Source organism: Sulfurovum lithotrophicum (assembly GCF_000987835.1).
Taxonomy (GTDB): Bacteria; Campylobacterota; Campylobacteria; order Campylobacterales; family Sulfurovaceae; genus Sulfurovum; species Sulfurovum lithotrophicum.
On the sequence record NZ_CP011308.1, the window covers coordinates 2016969 to 2038647 of the forward strand.

The 21679-nt window shown below is 43.2% G+C and carries 23 protein-coding genes; 4 read left to right on the forward strand and 19 right to left on the reverse strand.

Annotated features, from left to right (window positions below; genetic code table 11):
* Positions 1-36 precede the first annotated feature (36 nt).
* Entirely contained in the window at positions 37-1254 is a 1218-nt protein-coding gene (locus tag YH65_RS09960; protein WP_046551733.1) for a molybdopterin molybdotransferase MoeA, read from the forward strand.
* Positions 1255-1529: 275 nt separating this feature from the next.
* Here YH65_RS09960 and YH65_RS09965 read toward each other — a convergent pair whose 3' ends face one another.
* From YH65_RS09965 to YH65_RS09985, 5 genes are all read right to left on the reverse strand, one after another.
* Positions 1530-2111, reverse strand: a complete 582-nt coding sequence (locus YH65_RS09965) for a 6-pyruvoyl trahydropterin synthase family protein (protein WP_046551734.1) — start codon at positions 2109-2111, stop codon at positions 1530-1532.
* 162 nt (positions 2112-2273) lie between these two features.
* Complete coding sequence (locus tag YH65_RS09970; protein ID WP_046551735.1) at positions 2274-2981, reverse strand: peroxiredoxin; 708 nt, start codon at positions 2979-2981, stop codon at positions 2274-2276.
* A gap of 172 nt (positions 2982-3153) precedes the next feature.
* Positions 3154-4362, reverse strand: a complete 1209-nt coding sequence (locus YH65_RS09975; RefSeq protein WP_052746180.1) for an MFS transporter — start codon at positions 4360-4362, stop codon at positions 3154-3156.
* A 94-nt stretch (positions 4363-4456) separates the two neighbouring features.
* Positions 4457-5791, reverse strand: a complete 1335-nt coding sequence (locus YH65_RS09980) for an FAD-dependent oxidoreductase (RefSeq protein ID WP_046551736.1) — start codon at positions 5789-5791, stop codon at positions 4457-4459.
* An 18-nt stretch (positions 5792-5809) separates the two neighbouring features.
* The gene (locus YH65_RS09985; protein WP_342666054.1) at positions 5810-7153 is read right to left on the reverse strand and encodes an MFS transporter; all 1344 of its coding nucleotides are present in this window, start codon (positions 7151-7153) and stop codon (positions 5810-5812) included.
* Between the two features lie 117 nt (positions 7154-7270).
* On the opposite strand from YH65_RS09985, the gene YH65_RS09990 reads away from it, so the two are divergent.
* Positions 7271-8008 (forward strand): sulfite exporter TauE/SafE family protein, encoded by a 738-nt coding sequence (locus YH65_RS09990; protein WP_046551737.1) that lies wholly within the window; start codon positions 7271-7273, stop codon positions 8006-8008.
* On the opposite strand, the gene YH65_RS09995 is transcribed toward YH65_RS09990, so the two are convergent.
* The 7 genes from YH65_RS09995 to mnmG form a co-directional block, all read right to left on the reverse strand.
* Positions 8005-8763, reverse strand: coding sequence for a 7-carboxy-7-deazaguanine synthase QueE (locus tag YH65_RS09995; protein WP_046551738.1), 759 nt, complete (start codon positions 8761-8763; stop codon positions 8005-8007). The two genes, YH65_RS09990 and YH65_RS09995, sit on opposite strands and share 4 nt — an antisense overlap.
* A complete protein-coding gene (gene moaA / locus YH65_RS10000) occupies positions 8763-9743 on the reverse strand; it encodes a GTP 3',8-cyclase MoaA (RefSeq protein ID WP_011979904.1) in 981 nt (326 codons plus the stop codon). The genes YH65_RS09995 and moaA overlap by 1 nt, the downstream gene beginning before the upstream one ends.
* 207 nt (positions 9744-9950) lie before the next feature.
* Positions 9951-10856, reverse strand: a complete 906-nt coding sequence (locus YH65_RS10005; RefSeq protein WP_046551739.1) for a c-type cytochrome — start codon at positions 10854-10856, stop codon at positions 9951-9953.
* Positions 10857-10866: 10 nt separating this feature from the next.
* Entirely contained in the window at positions 10867-12087 is a 1221-nt protein-coding gene (locus YH65_RS10010) for a cytochrome b (protein ID WP_046551740.1), read from the reverse strand.
* A 10-nt stretch (positions 12088-12097) separates the two neighbouring features.
* A complete protein-coding gene (petA, locus tag YH65_RS10015; protein WP_046551741.1) occupies positions 12098-12643 on the reverse strand; it encodes a ubiquinol-cytochrome c reductase iron-sulfur subunit in 546 nt (181 codons plus the stop codon).
* A gap of 150 nt (positions 12644-12793) precedes the next feature.
* Entirely contained in the window at positions 12794-13651 is an 858-nt protein-coding gene (locus YH65_RS10020; RefSeq protein ID WP_046551742.1) for a hypothetical protein, read from the reverse strand.
* The gene (gene mnmG, locus YH65_RS10025) at positions 13651-15522 is read right to left on the reverse strand and encodes a tRNA uridine-5-carboxymethylaminomethyl(34) synthesis enzyme MnmG (RefSeq protein ID WP_046551743.1); all 1872 of its coding nucleotides are present in this window, start codon (positions 15520-15522) and stop codon (positions 13651-13653) included. The genes YH65_RS10020 and mnmG overlap by 1 nt, the downstream gene beginning before the upstream one ends.
* A 113-nt stretch (positions 15523-15635) precedes the next feature.
* Between mnmG and ribE the strand changes: the two genes are divergently transcribed.
* Both ribE and YH65_RS10035 read left to right on the forward strand, forming a co-directional pair.
* Positions 15636-16253 (forward strand): riboflavin synthase, encoded by a 618-nt coding sequence (ribE, locus tag YH65_RS10030; RefSeq protein ID WP_046551744.1) that lies wholly within the window; start codon positions 15636-15638, stop codon positions 16251-16253.
* 15 nt (positions 16254-16268) lie between these two features.
* On the forward strand, positions 16269-16562 hold the full coding sequence (locus tag YH65_RS10035) for a cupin domain-containing protein (RefSeq protein WP_046551745.1): 294 nt from the start codon (positions 16269-16271) through the stop codon (positions 16560-16562).
* Here the strand turns inward: YH65_RS10035 and YH65_RS10040 are convergent.
* The 7 genes from YH65_RS10040 to YH65_RS10070 form a co-directional block, all read right to left on the reverse strand.
* Complete coding sequence (locus tag YH65_RS10040; RefSeq protein ID WP_046551746.1) at positions 16556-17341, reverse strand: tRNA (5-methylaminomethyl-2-thiouridine)(34)-methyltransferase MnmD; 786 nt, start codon at positions 17339-17341, stop codon at positions 16556-16558. The two genes, YH65_RS10035 and YH65_RS10040, sit on opposite strands and share 7 nt — an antisense overlap.
* Entirely contained in the window at positions 17325-17630 is a 306-nt protein-coding gene (locus YH65_RS10045) for a hypothetical protein (protein ID WP_046551747.1), read from the reverse strand. The genes YH65_RS10040 and YH65_RS10045 overlap by 17 nt, the downstream gene beginning before the upstream one ends.
* A gap of 1 nt (position 17631) precedes the next feature.
* Positions 17632-18141 carry an S-ribosylhomocysteine lyase gene (gene luxS, locus YH65_RS10050; RefSeq protein WP_046551748.1) on the reverse strand — a complete coding sequence of 170 codons (510 nt, stop codon included), beginning with the start codon at positions 18139-18141 and terminating at the stop codon, positions 17632-17634.
* Between the two features lie 246 nt (positions 18142-18387).
* Positions 18388-19341: a thiamine pyrophosphate-dependent enzyme gene (locus tag YH65_RS10055; RefSeq protein ID WP_046551749.1), complete on the reverse strand. Its 954-nt coding sequence runs from the start codon at positions 19339-19341 to the stop codon at positions 18388-18390.
* 2 nt (positions 19342-19343) lie between these two features.
* Complete coding sequence (locus YH65_RS10060; protein ID WP_046551750.1) at positions 19344-20576, reverse strand: 2-oxoacid:ferredoxin oxidoreductase subunit alpha; 1233 nt, start codon at positions 20574-20576, stop codon at positions 19344-19346.
* Positions 20577-20585: 9 nt separating this feature from the next.
* Entirely contained in the window at positions 20586-21038 is a 453-nt protein-coding gene (locus YH65_RS10065; RefSeq protein WP_084722069.1) for a 4Fe-4S dicluster domain-containing protein, read from the reverse strand.
* A gap of 11 nt (positions 21039-21049) precedes the next feature.
* Complete coding sequence (locus YH65_RS10070; protein ID WP_046551751.1) at positions 21050-21613, reverse strand: pyruvate flavodoxin oxidoreductase subunit gamma; 564 nt, start codon at positions 21611-21613, stop codon at positions 21050-21052.
* Between the last annotated feature and the right edge of the window lie 66 nt (positions 21614-21679).

The following is a 21679-nucleotide window of genomic DNA, read 5'->3' on the forward strand; positions in this document are numbered from 1 at the left end:
CAAGTAGAAACAATCTTATCATATAAAGGTAAACTAATGGCTATTAGCATTTCCGAAGCCTTGGATATCGTCTATCAAAACACCCCTGTTGTTGATGACGAATGGATCCCCATTGAAGAGGCAGTAGGCCGTGTCATTGGAGAAGACTTGATCGCACAGTTTGACCTACCGCGTTTTGACAACTCTGCCATGGACGGCTATGCGGTCAAGCAGAGTGATGCCGGCACTTCCGTACCCTGCACCGAACATATCTATGCAGGAGACGACCCGAGGAATGAACTGCATGAGGGTTCGGCCATGAAGATCATGACAGGTGCTCCCATTCCCAAAGGGTGTAACGCCATCGTTCCCATAGAAGAGGTTCAGGTCTATGAGGACAAGATCATTCTTCCTGTATCCATCAAGAAAGACGCCTTTATACGCTGGGCGGGGGAAGATATTAAAAGCGGCACGGTCTTTCTTGAAAAAGGCGAAAAGGTGACGGCCTATACTGTTGCCATGCTTGCTTCCCAGGGGATGAGCCATATCAAGGTCAAACGAAAGGTGCGGGTCGCCGTCTTTGGGACCGGTGATGAACTCAAGCCACACTTCGAGAAGATCGAACCCCATCAACTTTACAATTCCAACACACCTATGTTCCTTGCACGCGCCAAAGAACTTGGCTGTGAAACACAGTATATACGTAGTTCCAAAGATACCATAGCAGCACTGCAGGAATCTATCGGGCAGGCACTTCATGCCGATATCATCATCACCAGCGGTGGGATCAGTGTGGGAGACAAAGACTTTACCAAAGAAGCATTTACCCAACTGGGTATGGAACTCCATTTTGAAGGTGTGGAGATTAAACCGGGTAAACCTACTGCATTCGGAAAAATCGGCAATACGGTCATCATAAACCTGCCCGGAAATCCACTGGCCTCTATGGTCAACTATGAAGTCTTCGTCCGTGCGGCTATTCGGAAAATGGGTGGCCTCAAAGCCTTTTACCATAACACGCTCACAACACCGATCAGAGAGACATTGAAACTGAAAAAAGGGAAGTTTACCGTTAAACTCGGCCGATTTGACGGAAAAAGCTTTGAAGCCATTCCTCTTCAGATGCCCGGTATGGTCTCACCGATGCAGGCTGCCGACGGAATGATCATCACAGAGCCTGAAGCAGAACAGCTCGAAAAAGGGAGTCTTGTCCATATGCTCCCCATTGCATGGGAGTTGGTAAGTGAAAAAAAAGAAGACCTTTTTACACGTTAGACCAACCATAGGGCATCTCTAAAAACCCCAGATACTCATAATGGGTTTTGCAAATGTGAGATTTTGTAAGAGGCTTTCAAGTCCTAGCCAAAGCTAAGACGAAGTAAGCATCTTGTAAAAGATTGCGTTTGCAAAGCCCACCCTGTGGGCATCACTAGCTTTCGCCTATACGTCGTTACTCTTTTTTGACTTAGCTACGGCTAGGCCTGCAAAAGAGTGCCTAGCCTAGACAAAAGCTAGAGATGTTATGAGCATATGGGGTTATTAGAGGTGCCCTATACCTTTTGGGGATTGAGCAGCTTCTCCCCTTTTAGAAGTTTCTTCCAAAGCGCAGGATCACTCCACTCCAGACTGACCTGCTCTGAGAAAACAATATCTTCAAGTGCGATCTTTCCCATCAGTTCACTGTACGCATCTTCCATGAACCCCTGTGCATAACCCGTTTCCGTCTCATGTATGATGATACTGTGCAGTTTCACCTCTCTCTCGCCATTACGCATTTCCGTACACGCAAGGACACGTTCCACCATCAGGTAGATCACACGGCTGAACTGTTCTGCAGAGGGAGAAACGGGAAGTTCTACCCAGCGGCTGCTGTAACGTTTCATCGCTTCGATATAGGCAGGATCATCTTTCGACCAAAGAGTGATCGCATGGTCAAAAGAGTCGATCAGCTCTTTGATATAGAGTTTGGTCAGCCCGAAATCATACACCATCTGCCCGTTATCAAGATAGTTCGATTCAAGCAGCACCTCCACTTTATAGGAGTGCCCGTGTATGTTCTCACTGCAACGTCGGGTAGAACAGTCACGTACAATATGGGCATTTTCAAATTTAAAAAGTTTTCTGATCAGCATCTTGATCCTTAACAGGAGTATATAAGTCTGATTTTAACCAATATAACTTAAGGGCACCTATACTTTTACCCAGGCAACCTATCTGTTCTGGGGGGGCTCAACAACTACGTTCTGATATTCCCACGAGCATCGTGGGAACAAGAAAGTATTATCTGTCTATAGTTACGACATAATCTCTTCTATGGTAATATAGTCACCAACTCTGCCTGTCATCTGCTCTGCATCCGTATTTACAGGAAGTGTTTTTTTACCCGGTCTCCAGCCTGCAGGACAGACTTCACCTGTTTTTGTTGCATGTTGCCATGCTTCTACCTGTCTTAAAAATTCATTTACATTTCTACCCACTGAAGGAGCTTGTACTTCTTGCGCAACAACTACACCATCAGGATTGATAAGAAATCTTCCCCTGAGTGCAATACCCTCTTCTTCTATCATCACACCAAATGCTCTACTTACTGTACCCGTTGAGTCTGCACCTATAGTAAGTTGCAAACCTTTTAAAAGAGGCTCTGTCTCAACAAATCTTTTATGTGAGAATTTGGTATCGGTCGATACGGCTAAAATATCTACACCCATAGCTTGAAATTCATCATATTTTGCATTCATTGCTGCAATTTCTGTTGGACATACAAAGGTAAAATCAGCAGGATAAAAACAAACTACATACCATTTTCCTTGATAGTCTTCACTATTAACTGTTGTATAGTGTCCTGTTTTAGCGTCATACGCTTCCATTTTAAATTCTGGTGCTTTTCTCAATACTAATGATGAACTCATCTTTTGTTCCTTGTTATTTTCACTGTTTACATTAACTTCTTCCGAAGCACGCTCTGTTTCTTTTATAGGTTCTGTACCTGTATCACAAGCCATTTGTTTTCCTTTTCTAATAAGGATATTTTTTATCCAATAAGATTATAGTATTTTAAAACTTAAAAGATAATAAATATCGTTTAATAACTATTGTCCAATTTAACTTTATGGTATTTTGAGAGCTTCCATCTCTTCACCCAAAGAGAGAACATAGTATTCTCCAAAATTTAAGTTATTTTAATTTTTTGCTGATATAAAAACCCCATATCAGCAACAGTATACTTAAAAGATAGATAACAGCATAACTGCCTATGAACTTAAGAATTACCCCTCCCAATACCGGAAAAAAAAGGCCCAAAGAAACAATATTGGTCTGCAAGGCAGTATAGATCGGCCTTTTATCTTCCGGTGCTATCTCTATGACCAGATTCATCCCGGAGATATTGAAACCGTCCAATGCCACACCAAAAAGCAAAAAGATCAACGCATAGGCATATACATTTGCAGCAAACAGTGCCAAAATAAAAGCAGCGATCATAAATAGAAAACTGAGTGAAAGCATTTTTTCATAATCGTGGATCCTTCTCCATAAAAATGTGCTTCCTACAATGCTTCCCAGCATCTGTACGGTAATAAAACCGCCCAGCATCCACCCGGTCAAAGTGAAAGAACTGTTGGCATTCAAAATAACAAAGGGCATAGAGAGAAAATAGCTGTAACTCAGAAAAATAGCAAAGATCTGCTGTTGCAGGCGCTTGTCCTCTTTGAGTGTCGCTACAGCATTTTTAATGAACAAACCAAAGTTTTTCTCTTTATGTGAAATGTTTTCCTTAACGGGTTCTTCTATGGTAACAAATGTCACAAAGCCTATGACCATAAAGAGGCTGCTTACCATGAACAGATAGGCATAATTCAAAGGGGCTTCATAATGATTGAGCACATACCCTGCAACACCCCCGCTGATAATAGACGCAATGGAGCCTGCCACCTGTCTGTTCGCCATCGTCTTGCCACGATATTGTTTGGAGAAAAGTTTGGCTTGCAGTTCTTTAAAATAGATCGCACCGAATCCGGCCGTAAAGGAGAAGAAAAAAAGTCCCAGCCCGATGAAAAAGAGTGTCAGGGATTTATTGCTGTCCCCGATAAAGAAAATACTCAGTCCGATCGCAAACCATGAGATCCAGCGAAAGAAAAAGACTTTTCCCAAATAGGGCAATACGCGTTTATATGCCTGGGCATGAAATGCAGCATAAAGCTGTATCATGATTGCCCCGCCACGAAGCAAAGAGGCAAAAACCCCTACGATGACCATACTGTCACTGAAGTGGTGTACCATTAAAGGTAAAATAGTAGACGGCTCGGCGATCGTGATCGCCAGAGCCAAAAAGAAAGCATGCGTTACATTTTTGTAGTTATTTTTAGGATCATCGATTTTGAACATAGATCAGCTTTGAAAAGCTGAACGGATCGTCTCGACCTGTTTTAACTCAAATTTCATTTTCTCTCTTCATTTTTATTAGTCACATACATTTGTTTTAGTAGAACATATTCTTAAACATACTCTCTGCCCAATTGTACGCAACCTTTTCCTTACCTAGACCATTTGTTTTCCATGCTTCATCTGTTATATTGTTTTGAAAATCCATTCCATCATTTTTTGTGTATTTATATTCTGTATAAAGAGATATTTCTCTTTCTGGTTTCGTGGACAGCAATGAAAAACAAATCGTAACCGGTGTTTGCCATTTGGGGGTTTTATGGTTTATCTCATCCGCTATCATCTGTGCTACATTCATACCTTCTGAAAATGCCGTATTTCCTGATTTGGAAAAACCCATAGGTCTTGCATCTCCACAAACATAAATATTGTTTGTACCTTTTACTTTATAAGTATTTCTATTGATATCTGCTTCTACTCTGTTAAAAGGTGTAGATCTGGTCATATGAAGCTTTTCCAAAATATAAGGTGCTTTAACATTGGGGTAAAAACTGGCATCTTCAAAATGTATTTCATCAAAATCTGTCTCTACTACCTTCTTGTCAAGATCGAATTTCAGTATCTTTGCTGAGGGCATATATTCTATGTGGTCTTTATACAGTTCATTGAATACAGAGGAAAACCCTTTGTCTTTAATGCGTATTTTATTGCTCTCATCCATGATGACCACTTTCCCATCTATGTTATGGTGCATAAAATAATCGGCGATCAGGCAGGCCCTTTCATAAGGCGCAGCCAGACAACGGTAGTTGCCTTCGGGTACGGTCAGTATGAAATTTCCGCCTTTGAAGTTTTTGATCTTATGTTTAAGCGTAATATGTTCAGAACCGGGAATGAAGGCAGCGGGATATTCATTTTTCAATCTTTCCTCTAAAACACTGTCACCTTTGGCCCAGGCATCGTAGTCGTACTCTATCCCTACAGCAAACACAAGATAATCATACGCTATCTCCCCTCTGCTTGTTTTTAAAATATGCTTTTTCTTGTCTGCATCTATAGCTGTAGCATTGAGGAATGTATAGTTATTGTTTTGTGAGGCATCAATGTAACTGTGTGTCAAGAATTCCAGATCTACCAGATCTACAAGCCATTCGTTACTCATCGGGCATGAAACAAAATGGTCTCTTTTCTCCACCATCACTACCTCAGCCTGGGGAGCAAAAATTTTTACATGTTTGGCAAGTGACAAGCCAGCCCAACCGCCTCCCACAACAACGACTTTGGAATTTTTCCTTTTTTTCGGCACAGCAGAAGATTTTATTTTTGCTTTCTTGTGAGTTTCTTTTTCGTTTACATCGTTACTTCCATATCCCGCTGTCAGTGTAGAAACGAATGCCAGTGAGGCTGCTTTGAGTACGTCTCTTCTTTTCATTCTGTCTCTCTTTCACCTTTATTTTTTTGCACCCTCTTCTTTCAGGAAGGATTCAATATGCGCTTCGCTGACCTCTTCTGCATCATATTTGATCACGATCAGCCCTTCTGTCTCATTGACATAAAAGTCTGTCACACCGTCGAGTGTTTTGAGCCCCTGGAGTTTACTTTTATCGTAGCTGTCAAAATCTAAAAAGAGATTGGCTCTCAAGCCGGGATTTCTCATACCGATGATCCAGAGTGCCCAGAATACCGAAAGTATCACCACAAAGACTGTCACGCCTTCCGCATTGTAATGTCCGTAGATCCAACCGCCGATCGCACCGCCGAGGAAAACACCCACATAGGCAAAGGTATTGGCTACCCCCAAAGCAGCACCTTTTTGGTGTACCTTGGCAAATTTGGCCACAAAACTCTGCAACAGCGGCTCAAACATATTGAAGCCGATGAAAAAGAAGGTTGCCCCCACAGCGAACCATACAAAACTGTTTGAAAAGCCCATCAGAAGGAAAGAGGCAACGATAAATCCGATGGAAGCAAGGAAAACTTCTTTTCCTTTACTGTATTTTTCTCCGAAAATCGCAGCAGGCGCCATCGCCAAAATACCGAAGAATACCGCAGGCAGATAGACTTTCCAGTAATCCATCGTTGTCATATCAAACTTCTCTTTCATCACGATCGGGATAATGAAAAAAGCGATCGCCATCGTTCCACTGTGAAAAAGGAAAGTGATATACATACGTACCAGGTCTTTGTCTTTAAAAACATGTTTGATCTTTGCTTCCTCCTCACTGTAGTGATGTACGATCTTCGGAGGTTCCGGTACTGCCGTAAATAAAATAACCAAAGCAGAAAGAGACAATGCCGCTGTAAGCCAGAAGAGAGAAGAGACAGAGAACACCCCTGCCATCACCGGACCGATGATCATTGCAGCAGCGAAACTCATTGCGATCGTCATACCCATCACTGCCATAGCATGGGCTCGCTGGTCTTCTCTTACATGGTCAGCGATCATAGCAGTTACCACCGAACCGATCGCTCCTGCACCCTGCAGGAAACGTCCAAGGAGCAGAATGTAAATATTGTCAGCCAACGCAGCGACCACTGAACCAGCTGCAAAAAGCAGCAAACCGAATAAAATAGTCTTTTTACGCCCTATTTTATCACTCATTACACCGAAAGGTACCTGAAGCACCGCCTGGGTCAATGCATACCCACCCAAAGCAACCCCGGCAAGGAAAGCATTACCTCCCGGCAGGTCTTTCGCATACTGCGACAATACGGAAAGTACAATGAACAGTCCAAAAAAACGAAGAGCGACTATGAGGCTCAGCGGTAAGACTTTTTTAACGATCTCTTTCAATTTTGACTCCTTGAGTTTTAATAAGGAGGATATTACTCCTATCTAAATATAATTTGCCTTATTCTATATGTTAAAATTATATTTTTCATTATTCTATCTTATTTAAGGAAACCGTTTGTGAATGACTATCTACTCTACAGCAGTATTGCCTTTGTACTCTCCACTGTTTTCTCCATGGGAGGAACCGGTTCGGGAATCGCATTGATCCCTGTACTCAACTTTTTTGGTATAGAATTCATAGTCGCGAAGGCAACCGGTCTCTTTGCCGGAGCCTCTACCACCATAACTTCAAGTATAATGAACATAAAACGTAAAGTACTTGACTTCTCTTTTATCTGGCCTATTGCACTTATGATGCTGATTTTTGCACCGATTGGAGCCTACAGTAGTCAATTTATCAACGAGAGCCTTGTAAAATCTCTCTTTATTCTGCTTCTTTTTTACAGTGCAACCATGATGATATTCGGAAAGAAAAAATCTCTCACACATACTAAAGGGAAAGCGATACTGTTTATAGTAGGAGCGTTTGTAGGATTTTTGGCAGGACTGCTTGGCGTAGGAGGGGGTAATATTTTAATGCCGTTGCTGATACTGCTGGGATTTGATTCTAAGAAGGTAGCGGTAACGGTCAGCTCCGTAGTACCCTTTGCAGCACTCAGCTCCTTCCTTACCTATGCCAGCTATGTCAAGCTTGACTGGATACTGCTTATCTGTGTGATGCTTGCTTCCATTGCCGGAGGGTACATTGGAAACTACCTCATGCATTTTAAGCTTGATCAGGCGAAAACCAAAAAACTTATGGGGGCTATACTTTATATATTGGCAATTAAAATGCTGTATAAAATGCTGTTTTAGACACCCTGCGTCGTATCAAATACCCTGATATGCAGTCTGTCACTGTAGCGAAAATTATGTTTCATACAGAATTCAAAAACTGCTCTGTCATTTTTCCAGATTGTATCTCTGCTCTCCCCTACAGGCATACAGAAGACTTCCAACCTAGGCAATATCTTTCTTATTTCATTGATTTCATCAATTGCCGTTGTTTCAACAAGATTTTTATCTATTGTAAATTTTAAGAATGTCTCTTTTGAATAGTTTTGCAAATTTTTAAGCGCCTGAGGAACAATTCGTTTAGATGCAGGTTCTCCGCTGTTTGCAAGTTTAATTGAAAGTGCAAATACACAATTTTTATAGGCAGGAAATTTATCAAAATCGATCTCGATCGTGCCGTTCGTCTCAAAGGTGATCCGAATCCCTTCTTCTATCAGCCAATTGACAATTGTGTAAAATGTTTTATCATTGTAATACATCAAAGGTTCACCGCCGGTGATGACCACGTCGGGCTTGTAACCTATGATTTCAAACTCCTGCTGCAGCTTTTCCATCAGAACAGTACTGTCATCCACCCTGCTCCACTGTCTGGCATAAGCACTGTCCACAGCGAAATAGGTATCGCATCCGTAACGGACTTCTCCATCAACTTCATATGTTGCGCCAAAGCCCGGACAGGAGAGGTTGCATCCCCCCGTTCTTAAAAAGTAGGAAGGTACCCCTGCATATTTCCCTTCACCCTGAATGGAGAAGAATTGCTCGGTCAGATAGAACATCAGCCGCCGGTCTCATAAAAGGCACGGCTGGAGACTTCCTGCCCTTCTTCGAGTTCACCCTCGATCCAGCGGTTCTCTTTGGGTTTGTCTTTCAGCACAGTCGCTAAAACCTGTGATGCTTCCTCGATATCACCCTTTTTGACCGCTTCAGCAATACTCAAAGCCTCATCAAAGTAAAGGCAGGGGATCAAAAAGCCCTCCGCTGTCAGCCTGATACGGTTGCAACTCTCACAGAAGTCATGCTTGTGCGGATCGATAAGGCCGAACTCATAACCGTTCTCTTCGATGGTATAGTTGAATGAAGGACTGGCACCTTCACGCCCCAATGCATGGATCGTGTATTTCTCTTTAACCTTGGAAAGGATCTCTTTACCATGCATACCTTTGAGGGCTTCCAGAGCATGGCGGTTCTCCATATACTCGATGAAACGGATCTTGATATTGCGATCCATACAGTATTCCATCACATCCAGGATCTCATTATCGTTGATACCCTTGAGCGGTACCATATTGATCTTGACACCCAGTCCTACTTCCAGGGCTTTGTCTATCCCTTTAAGCACCTGGCCCAGAACATCTTTCTGCGCGATCTGATGTGCCACTTCAGGCTTGAGGGAATCAAGCGAAATGTTCAAACGCTTCAATCCGGCATCTTTGAGCTTTTGCGCCGTCTGCGGAAGCAGATAGGCATTCGTCGTCAATGCCAGATCGATATCGGGTTTGTAGTCATGGATCATTTTAATAAAACTGTCCAGATCTTCTCTAAGCAGCGGTTCGCCTCCAGTAATGCGTATCTTGTTCACACCTTCATCCATAGCTACTTTCATAAACAAAAAGAGTTCTTCAAAAGAGAGGAGATTCTCTTTTGGTACCCATGAAAAAGGTTTCTCCGGCATACAGTACTGGCATCTGAAGTTACAGCGTTCCGTTACAGAAACACGCAGATAGTCAACTGTCCGGCCATGTCCGTCTATTAGCATAATTATCCAATATATTGATTTTCGTTAGGGTATCCAAATGTAGATAAAAAGGGGATGATTTATATCAATGGAGTTTATTAAAATACTCGAGAAAAAATTTGTTTTACGGTAGATTGTCGTAAATTTGAAGGTTGTTGCGAAGGAGTGTACACCCAGTACATGACTGAGCAAACTCCTTCAAAGATGCGATAATATATCGCAAAAGAATTAGTGGTGGCCTTTCCACATTGCTTTCTTCCAACCATACGCAAGGAACGTAAAGATAAAGAAGAACGCAAGTACCCATGGTCCAACCTGGCCTCTTGCTTCTTTACTCGGATCACCTGTCTTTTCAAGGTAAGCCATAACTTCTTCCGTACCTTCTTTGGTCAATCCTACTCTAGGCATCGCTGTACCAGGAAGCTGAGACTGTGGATTTTCTATGAGTGTATGCAGGAAATGCTCGTTTCTTGCTCTAATAATAATAGAAAGATCCGGCGGCAATTTACCCATATAGTCTGCCAGTTTGTTCTGATAAACACCAAGATTCTTCTTGAAGTCAAGTGCTGCAAGATCTACACCCGTTTTGATGTTAGACTTTGTCTTAGGTACATCACCGATCTGTGTCCATTTGTCATATCTGTTCGCGTGACAACGTCCACAGGCAAACTCATACGCCTCTTTCGGTGTCGCTTCTTTCGGAGCGATAGACTTGAAGTAAGCTACGATATCCGCTGCATCCTGCTCGCTTCCTGCACTTGGAGGCATTGCAAAGTGCTTGGACTTTGTCACTTCTGCCGGATTAAGCAGGAAGTGTACAAAGAATTTGTCATCCAGCATTTTACCTGCAAGGCTTAGATCAGGCGGGTTAACACCGTAAGCCTGTGCCGATGCAACAGCATCCATAGGTGCCGGCATATTTTTTGCATTGATAGAGTGACATCCCACACAGGCAGCGGCCAAAGCTTCACCTTTTGCCGCATCACCTTTTGCCGCTACCGGCTTCAGGTCACTATATTGGAAGTTGTCACCCTCAACATGTTTATGCATTTGAGAGTGCGCAAACGGCTCAACACCCCAATAGAGTACCAGAGTAAAGACTGCTACAATCCCAAATATTTTTAATTCTTTCATTCTCTACTCCTTATAGTTTTTTTTCTTTGGCTGTAATGATCGGTAATGCGATCCACAATGCCATAAATGTCAATGCTGCAATCAATCCGATCGTACTCCAAGCACCTTCCGGCGGAAGTTTACCCATGAATGTCAGAACGATCATGTCGATCAACAATGCCCAGAACCAGTACTTAAACAATCCTCTTCTGCTTGCAGGAGCAACATTCGGGCTTCTGTCAAGGAACGGAAGCGTGAAGAATATCACCTGTGCAATCGCAAATGCGATCAGACCTACATTGGTAGAGAATGGTCTCAGGATCTCATATGACCAGAGGAAATACCACTCAGGGTAAATGTGTGCCGGTGTCTTCAACGGATCTGCCGGGTCAAAGTTGACCGGGTCCATCGCAAATTCGAAATGGTAGAATACCAGATAGAAGAAGAGAATGAAGTAAATACCCATCACAAAGACATCTTTACTCAGGAATACAGGGTTGAAAGGAATCACTTTGGATTCTTTGACATTACCTGCTTTATACTGTTCAGCAGCTTCTTCAAAGTCAAATTCCTCACCATCCTGGTTGTTAACGTGTGGGATCCTGAGTGTACCAAAGTGAAGTACGATCACACCGATAATTGCCAATGGTACAAGCAGTACATGAAGCATGAAAAATCTGTTCAGGAATGCCTGACCAGGAACATAGTCTCCTCTGATCCACTCAACAAGGAAGTCTGCATGCAGTCCACCACCTGAGAAGAGGTTGGTAATAACCATACCCGCCCAGTAAGACATCTGTCCCCATGGAAGCATATATCCGGAGAAAGCCTCTGCCGAGAAGAGTACGAAAAGCAGCATACCTGACAGCCAGATAAGCTCTCTACCTCTCTTGTATGAACCATAGTAGATACCCGTGAACATATGAATATAGATGATCAGGAATACGATCGACGCACCCACACCGTGAATGTGTCTCCATAACCATCCATACCCTACTTCGGACATGATCGTATAGTTTACCGAGTCAAAAGCCAAATTGACATTTGGCTGATAATACATCAAAAGGAAGATACCGGAGATCAACAATACTCCAAATGTAGCAGCGAGTACCATACCCATTGCCCACAGGAAGTTGATGTTCTTCGGAATCCAATATTCAGTTGAGAGTACACGCTTAAGTGTATCTACAGCAAGTCTTTCGTTCATCCATTTATGACTGAACGGTTTTGCATTTTCATCAAAATGTGCCATTTACCCCTCCTTATACCGGCATTGTGATGCCGTCAGCCAGCATCTTTTCATATTCCGGTCCAGTTTCACCCAGAACAAGCTTAGTACCGTCAATTTTATATGGCGGAATATCCAATCCTCTTGGAGGCGGTGCTTTTGTCACTTCTGCCGTAATATCATAAAGGCCTCCATGACATGCACAGAGAAAATCCTGCTTTTCGGGACGGAAACCAGGGATACATCCCAAGTGTGTACACAATCCTACACATACGGTATAGTGTCCATCTCCGATCTTGATCAGTCTTTTCAGATCATCCGGCTTTTCTGCCTTCAACTTCTTAATAGTGTCTGCAGACTGCTTTAAAACAAAGATCGGTTTCCCTCTCCATTTCTCAACAACCAGTTCACCCTCTTTATAATCATCCATATTAAGAGTAGTGAACCCAGCCGCTTTAACACTTGGCAACGGATCCCAAGTACGTTTCATCGCATACAGTGCGCCAATACCGCCCAAGGCAGTAAAACCACCCAAAGCCATACCCATAAAGTCTCTACGACCTTTTGTATTGTTAGCCATACTAATTCCTTCCTTCTATATATTTTTAGCGATTGATTATAGGAAATTTGTGCTTAAATATGATTGATTTGTATCAATTGCATTATTAAAGCTTCTTATGTTTATAATCTATAGCTATTAAAGTATGGTCCCATACCAAGTATATAAATATTATTGATATACTTGGGTAATTTTACTGATGTTTATTTTAGGTATTTTACTCTCACCTGGAAGCGGCATACGTTCCAACATCTCTTTTGTCTTTACGGTATCAAACCCTGAAACGACCCCTACACCATATTTCTCCAGGAGATGATCTGGGTAAAGTGCTTCTTTTCCCAGATCGATATAGATAACATCTGCACCTGCCGCTTTTGCTTCAAGTGCCGTCTGGGCAGAAGCTGTTACTACGCTGCTGCTGCTTTTGATCAGGTCTGTATACTCTTCAGGTTCATAAAGACTGTTAAAAATTTTTGCCAGATCGTCTTCATACTTGACAAAAAAGTAGTTACCCAGCAGCAGCTCCATCTCAAAAGACTGGAAAAAAGATGCATTGTTCAAAATAGTCTTATCGTGATCCATGTCCTGCAGGAAGAAGAGTATACGGTCTTCTTTGTCTTCTTTTTCAAAATAGGTATCATTCACAATGACCGCACTTAGACACTCATCATCTTTACAGTCAACTCTGAAAAGGGTTTCTCCATGAATAGACCTGTCCTCCGCATCATGTGCGAAACGCCAGACATGTTTGAAATCCGAACAGTATTTCACCAGTCTGCCATGGTCATCCTCATTCGAATCAATGATCACTGAATCCCCCGTGACGGCAACTGCATCGATGTCCTGGATCGTCTCTATCGTAACATATTCACCGATCCCCAGGTCTCTGGCGGCCAGTCCAGCCCGGAAATCATTCAGCAGCAGTCTGCACTCAACCCCCTCTTCTGCAAGCTTCTTGATGACAGCGGCAGCTCTTCTTAGCCTGTCCAGGCCTATCTTGTGTCCTGTGTGTGCATAGTAATACAACATTATATTTTTCCTCGCTGACTCATCTTGATGTAAACATGGATAATTTCCAGTGCTGCCGGTGTCACACCCGATATCTCGGAGGCAGCGAAGAGTGTCGTCGGATTGGCTTTTTCAAGTTTTTCCACAATTTCGTTGCTCAGTCCCGAAACATTTTTATAGGTAAAATCCTCAGGTATCTTGATCTTCAGCATATCTTTCATCTGATCGATCTGTATCTGCTGTTTCTCGATATAACGGCTGTATTTGGCTTCTACCAGTATCTGCTCCATCACCTCATCATCATATTTATCGAATTCCGGTAAAAGGGAAACCAGTTTGTCTCTGTTAAAATCACCACGCCCGATCACATCGATCCAGCAGGTCCGGTCATTGATCTTCACCGCGCCGATCTGTTCAAGTTTGGCAAGGAACTCTTTGGTCGGTGTTACGTAATTCTCCCGCAAATAATTCAAGGCTTCTTCAATATTTTTCTGCTTCTCTTCAAATTTGGCGATATACACATCATCAAGCAAGCCCAGCATTTTGCCGTATCTGGAGAGCCTCATGTCCGCATTGTCCTCACGTAGCAGCAGTCTGTACTCCGCACGACTGGTGAACATACGGTAAGGCTCTTTGGTCCCTTTGGTGACCAGGTCATCGATGAGTACACCGATATAGGCTTCATCCCGTCTGAGGATCAGCGGTTCCTTTCCCTGTATGCTCAACGCGGCATTGATCCCGGCCATCAGCCCCTGTGCCGCAGCCTCTTCATAGCCGGTCGTTCCATTGATCTGTCCTGCCGTATAAAGCCCTTTGATCTTCTTGGTTTCAAGGGTATGTTTCAATTCTGTAGGGTCCACATAGTCATACTCTATGGCATAACCGTAACGCACGATCTTGGCATTTTCCATCCCTTCGACAGAACGGACCATCTCCAGTTGCACATCGATGGGCAGGGAAGTACTCATACCGTTGATATAGTACTCCGTCTCATCAATCGTCTGCGGCTCGACGAAAATCTGATGTCTCGGTCGGTCCCTGAAACGGTTGATCTTGTCTTCGATACTCGGACAGTAACGCGGTCCTACTCCTTCGATCTGTCCTGAGAACATCGGTGCCCTGTAAAAGTTGCTCTCGATGATCTCATGCGTTCTTTCATTGGTATAGGCGACATAACAGGGAAGCTGTTTGGGGTTGAAGGTACTTTTATCCGTCCTGAATGAAAATGGCGGCGGCGGTGTATCACCTGGCTGTATTTCCATCACCGAGATATCGACCGATTTGGCATCGATCCTTGCACAGGTACCTGTCTTGAGGCGGCCGATATTCAGTCCAAGCCCTTTAAGATACTCTGCCAGCTCCACAGAAGCAAACTCCCCCTGTCTTCCTGCCGTCTGCTTTTTATCTCCGATATGGATAAGCCCGTTAAGGAATGTTCCGGCCGTGATGATCACTTTGGAAGCCGTATATCGGTTGCCAAGCTGTGTCGTCACCCCCTTGACTTCACCCTCTTCCACAATCAGCCCGTCAGCGATCTCCTGCTTGACATCAAGGTTCTCCGTATTGAGTACCACATTGCGCATATAGATACGGTATTCATCCATATCGATCTGGGCACGTGACCCTCTGACCGCAGGCCCTTTTGAAGCATTGAGGGTACGGAACTGTATCCCGGTAGCATCCGTACAAAGCCCCATCTCACCGCCGAGCGCATCGACCTCTCTGACCAGGTGTCCTTTGGCAAGCCCGCCGATGGCCGGGTTACATGAGGAGGCACCTATCTGTTCCGCTAAAATTGTAACAAGCAGTGTTTTTACACCCATACGCGCAGAAGCCAATGATGCCTCTATGCCTGCATGACCGCCGCCGATAACTATAACATCGTAATTCATAAAATATCCTACTGTTTTTCTACAATCCACACCCATAGCGTGGGCAGGAATGCCCACGCTACAAACTATTTTCGCTATAATTAGCGAATTATATCCAAATTAATTGAGGTCAAATGTTTACAGGACTTATCCGCGAGATCGCCACTGTCAAAAGCTACAAGAACAATGTTCTTACCATTCAGTCAAAGCATAAAGCCAAAGTGGGTGACTCCATTGCCGTCAACGGTGTCTGCCTGACCGTCATCAAGGTCAACAGTGACGGTTTTGACCTGGAAGTTGCAGATGAGACTCGTTCGATCGTGCCGGCTGAAAAGTTTCAGGGCAAAGTCCATATAGAGCCTGCCATGCAGATGAATGACCGTTTCGAGGGTCACATCGTACAGGGACATGTGGATTGCATAGGTGAAGTGACACAGATCACCAAACGGGAGAACGGAACAGATTTCATCATCAAAGTGGATCCCAAATATATCACATATATCATTCCCAAAGGTTCGATCACCATTGATGGTATTTCCCTGACTGTCAATGATGTTTATGATGACTGTTTTCGTATCACCATCATTCCGCATACACTGGAAAATACTTTGATAAGAAACTATAAAGTGGGGACAAAGGTCAATATCGAGACTGATGTTTTCGCTCGATACATTGACCATATATTGGCACACAGGTCTTCCAAAAACTCCATGGGTTGGGATGATATCGATAAAATACAGATGAGTTATTGACACAAAAGAATATGAATGAATGTTTTTAACTATACCACTCCCAAACATGGTGAAATGTTTACCATCCTGCTTGAGCATAAAAATATCAGGATCAACCGCATTGTAAGCTCGAACGATAGTGAACAGATCGAATATATACAGGAAGAAGATGAATGGGTTGTTGTTTTGGAGGGTAAGGCCACTCTGCTTTTAGAAAGTGAAGAAAAAACACTCTTCAAAGGCGATACCCTTTTGATCCCTGCCCAGACTCCTCATAAAGTTTTAAAAACAGAGCAGGGTACCCTTTGGCTGGCTGTGCATATCTACTGATAGCTTTTATCTTTCATGCTTTCAGCCATAGGATTTCTTACTTTTTTCAACTCCATATCAATATACTCCAAATCTTCCAGCATTTTCAAAGAGGCAATAGTCGAAAAACGCATCATCTGAGCTCTATGTACAAAAATATAAAATCCATTTTCGTACAGTCCCAGACGGACAGCCGCTGCGGTTGAGTAGGTAGTGAGTATCACATCATCTTTTGAGACGGCTCGGATATCATGAAAATGTTCGTAGGTCCAGAGCAGTGGATTATGCGCAGGGGAAAATGCATCCTGATAAATAATGTCTATCTTCTCTTTTATTTTGGGAATACTCTCTCTTGCATCTCCGGGAAGTATCTCTATTCTGAACTGTTCATCTTCATAGTAGAGATCTTTACTGACCGCCTGGATGATGCTTTTGATATCACCAAATTCCGTGGGATATTCAAAAGAGTGGAGAGAATGGACTAGCGCTTCATCGAATTCCGGTGAGAGGATATGTACTTTGGTATCCAAACAGTTTTTTTTAATATAATAAAGTGTGGCAAAGGTATTGTAACCAAGCCCGAAACAGATATCCAGAATAGTCAGTTCCCTCTTCCCTCTGCTGAACTTTAAAGCCGGCTTAACATGTTTCTCCAGGGATTCATGCAAAGCCCCGTCTTTGGTAGAATGGTAGGGTTCATCAAACTCTTTGGAGTAAAGGGTATTTGTGCCGTCTTCACAGGGAACAATCTCTTTTTGAGGACGTAATGTTTCATTATACAAGTTACAGTCCGATCTCATCCAGTTCTTTGAATTTGAATGCTTCAATGATATCTTCAATGGTCTCTTCTTCCCGCACGACCAATACCATCATTCCTTCATTCATATAATCGATATAGTTCTCGAATTTATTGGAAAGAATGATGAAATCAACCCACTCCCCTCCAAGCTCATCGATAGTATCGTAAAACTCAAGACTCTTGACCTTCCCTTCATCGAAATCTACCAAGGCCCACTTTGAAGCTTCAAGCTGTGGTATGATCTTCGATACTTTGCCATTGTCACTATCTACCGGGATCCAGATGCGCATTTTACAATCCTTTTAAAAGTTTTTTGCTGAGTTTCAACTTCTTGTTATTCATAATACCGATACCTCTGTCCAACACGTTTTGTGCGATCTCCTTAGCCTCTTTGAGAGAATGCATCTTGTAGGAACCACACTGATAGACATTGAGTTCCGGGATATCCTTCTGCGATTTCACATTCAACACATCTTTCATCGATGCTGCCCAGGCTTTGGCAACTCTTTTAGATTTCGGCGTACCCAGAAGAGACATATAGAATCCTGTTCTGCACCCCATAGGTGAGATATCAATAATCTCCACTTTTTTTGAGTTGAGATGCTCTCTCATGAAACCAGCGAAAAGGTGTTCAAGCGTATGGATACCTTTGGAAGGCATTCTCTCTTCATTGGGTTTGCAGAAACGCAGGTCAAAAACGGTAATGTCATCACCGCATGGTGTTTTCATTCTCTTGGCAACTCTCACTGCGGGAGCGATCATTCTAGTATGGTCAACGGTAAAACTGTCTAATAGTGGCATGGGTTTTCCTTATATAATTTTTCAAATTATAACGGAAAAAATTAGTAAGTAGCAGTTAGCAAGTAGTAATTATGGAAAAAATGAGTTTTATTTGGAAATGTAACACACAAAGAATCTAAAGATTTCGTGTTAATTTGCTATAGATTTGATTGAATGGCGTGAGTGGAATGAGAGAGCATACATCAAGTATGTGACCGAATGGAACGAAGCCATTCGGTCAAAGATTTAGTGAAGTAACACGAAAGATTATATACGAGCTTCTTCGCGGCGCTGTAGCATTTCCCAATACTCATTGATATTTTTCTGGATCTGATCGATCACGTGTCTGTTCTCAGGCTTGAAGAGATGTTTGTAACGTCCCTGAGCCCCAAGGTAATCTTCTACTTTCAATACATTTTTAGGTCTGTAAAGAATGTTAAGTTCATGTCCGTCAATAATTTCATAGAGCGGGAACATCAATGTATCTGTTGCCAGGTCAGTCAGAAGGATCGTATCTTTTGGATCGAATCTCCATTCTGTTGTACATGGAGAGACCGTGTTGATGAAACAAGGCCCTTCCGTTTCAAGTGCTTTCTGGAAACCTTTAGCCATAGACTTCCACTTGTTCGGAGCCAATTGTGCAACATATGGAGCACCATGTGCAGCCATAATAGCGACAAGATCTTTTTTCTTCTCTTTCTTACCGTAAGAATGTGTTCCTGCCTGCGCTGTAGATGTTGTAGCACCGATAGGTGTAGCCGATGATCTCTGTCCACCTGTATTGGCATAGTTCTCATTATCCAGACAGATGTATGTAAAGTCATGGCCTCTCTCTACGGCACCGGAAAGCCACTGGAAACCGATATCGTAAGTAGAACCGTCACCACCGAAAGCGACAAACTTTACCGGAGCATCATTGTCTTTGAGCGTACCTTTTTTCTTTCTTGCTTTATGCATTGCCTCTGCACCGGTCACTGCAGTTGCAGCATTTTCAAATCCGATATGGATCCATGATGTATCCCATGAAGTAAATGGATAAACTGCTGTAGACACTTCAAGGCAACCTGTATTGGAAGAGATAACGAGATTGTCATCTGTACAGTTCATCAGCTCTCTGACGATCATAGAGTGGGCACATCCGGGACACAGAGTATGCGCACCCTCAAATCTGTCGTTATTTGTCGAAAATTCTTTTAAGTTCTTAATTGATGTAATAGCCATGATTAACCTCTTTGTGTTTGGAAATACCCAAGGTGTGGACCTCTAAGTCCTGAGAACTGTTGGATATCTGTTGTAATATGTCCAGCATCTGCATTTGCCTGCTGCTCTTTAAATATTCTCTTTGCTTCATCGATGGAGAAGTCACGTCCGCCAAGACCGTAGATATAGTTCGTTACCAGTGGTCTTGTATCTGTCGTATAGAGTGCTGCCGATACTTCGTTAAAGAATGCACCCATTGCACCGCCTGGGCTTGACCTGTCCATAACAGCGATCGATTTGGCACCTTTAAGTGCTTCTCTTACCTGATCGAACGGGAACGGTCTGAATACTCTGATACCCACTACACCAGCTTTGATACCCTCTTCTCTCAACTCTTCCGCTGCAACGACAGCAGTTTCAACCGTTGTACCAAGACCTACGATCACAACATCTGCATCTTCCATCATATAGCTTTCGACTCTGTTGTATTTTCTACCTGTCAGTTTTTCAAATTCAGCAAATACTTCATCGATAACCGGGCGTGAATCCATCAGTGCTTTATGCTGTTTTGCCTTATGTTCAAAGTGCCAGTCTTCTTCCGTCTGCGCACCGTACGTCACAGGTCTGGAGAAATCAAGCAGATCGTCAACCGGCTGAAAATCACCGATGAAGTTATATGCCGCCTCATCTGTCAACGGATAGACATTCTGAGCCGTATGTGAAGTGATGAACCCGTCCTGATGAACCATGACCGGAAGTCTTACTGAGTGGTCCTCACCGATCTTAAATGCACATAATGCCAGGTCATAAGCTTCCTGTGCATTGAATGCATCGATCTGGATCCAACCGGAATCTCTGCCGAGATACATATCGGCATGGTCACCACGTACGTTCAGCGGAGAAGCCAGAGCCCTGTTGACTACATTGAGTACAATAGGAAGTCTCATACCGGATGCCTGATACAATACCTCGACCATGAGGGCAAATCCCTGGGAAGAGGTAGCCGTAGCGACACGTCCGCCTGCTGCAGATGCACCTACACACCCTGACATTGCGGCATGTTCAGACTCGACCATCACATATTCACCGTCAATATAGCCGTTCGCAACATAAGCTCCGTAATTTTCCACGATTGGGGTAGAAGGCGTAATAGGATACGCCGCGACAACATCGACCTGTGCCTGTCTCAGTGCCTGGGAAGCAGCATAATTCCCGTCCCAGACTTCTCTGTCATTTAAATCAAATTTTTCTGCCATTACAGTTCCTTACTTCTCTTCTTTTTTCTTTTTTTCCGGCCATGCAGCAAGTGCTTCATCCAGTCCTGACTGCTCACTGAACATTAAAAGTGATTTCGGGTTTGTCGGACATACTTCAACACATACCCCACATCCTTTACAGTGGTCATAATCGATCCCCAGCATCTGCTTGTCTCTGGAGATAATAGATGTATCCGGACACCATACCCAGCAATTCTGACAATCGATACAAACATCGATGTTAAATACCGGCTTCTCCACTCTCCATGAAGCAACGGATGCTACATATGAATTAAAGTCTGAGTAGTGTCTCTGCTCTGCTTTCTGATGAACGATGTCCGTTGCATCTCCGTCAAAAGAGGTCAGAATAATACCCTGTGTCACTTCATCCCAACCGACATGTTCACCACCAAGCTGTTTGCTTCCTCTTTTTTCTGTTGCACATAAATGTAAATCTTGCATTGTCTTCCCCTTTATTTAACTTCGTTATATGCTCTGGTTATTGCTTCCATATTCGCATCAATGATCTTTTGCGGGAATTTTTTAAGCACTCTTTTCATATTTTCAAGAAAATAATCCAGTTCAAACATGCCTGACACTTTTACAAAAGCACCCAGCATCGGTGAATTCGGCATGGATCTGCCAATGGTATCAAGAGAGATCTGAATACAGTCGACGACAAATACTCTGTCTTCTTTCCCCTGAAGGTCGGGAATACCCGCGATCAGTTCCTCTTTGCTGAGGTGTGTTGTAATGATATATTTTGTTTCATCTTTCTCATGTTCAGTAATCGTATCCGTATAGGCCAATGCCGGGTCGATGACCAATACATAGTCAGGATGCATGAATTTTGCATGGTTCAGGATCTGCTCATCGGCAATTCGGTTGTATGCCCTCAAGGCAGCTCCCCTTTTGGCTGAACCGTAAAGTGCAAATGCCTGTACTTCTTTTCCTGTTGTCGCGACAACATCTCCCAGACCCTTGGCACCACTCACGGCACCCTGACCGGCACGGCTGTGCCATCTAATTTCAGTCATAATCTCTCCTATTAAATCTATAGTAACATGTCCATCATTGTAATGTTCACACTCTTAAAGCATGTT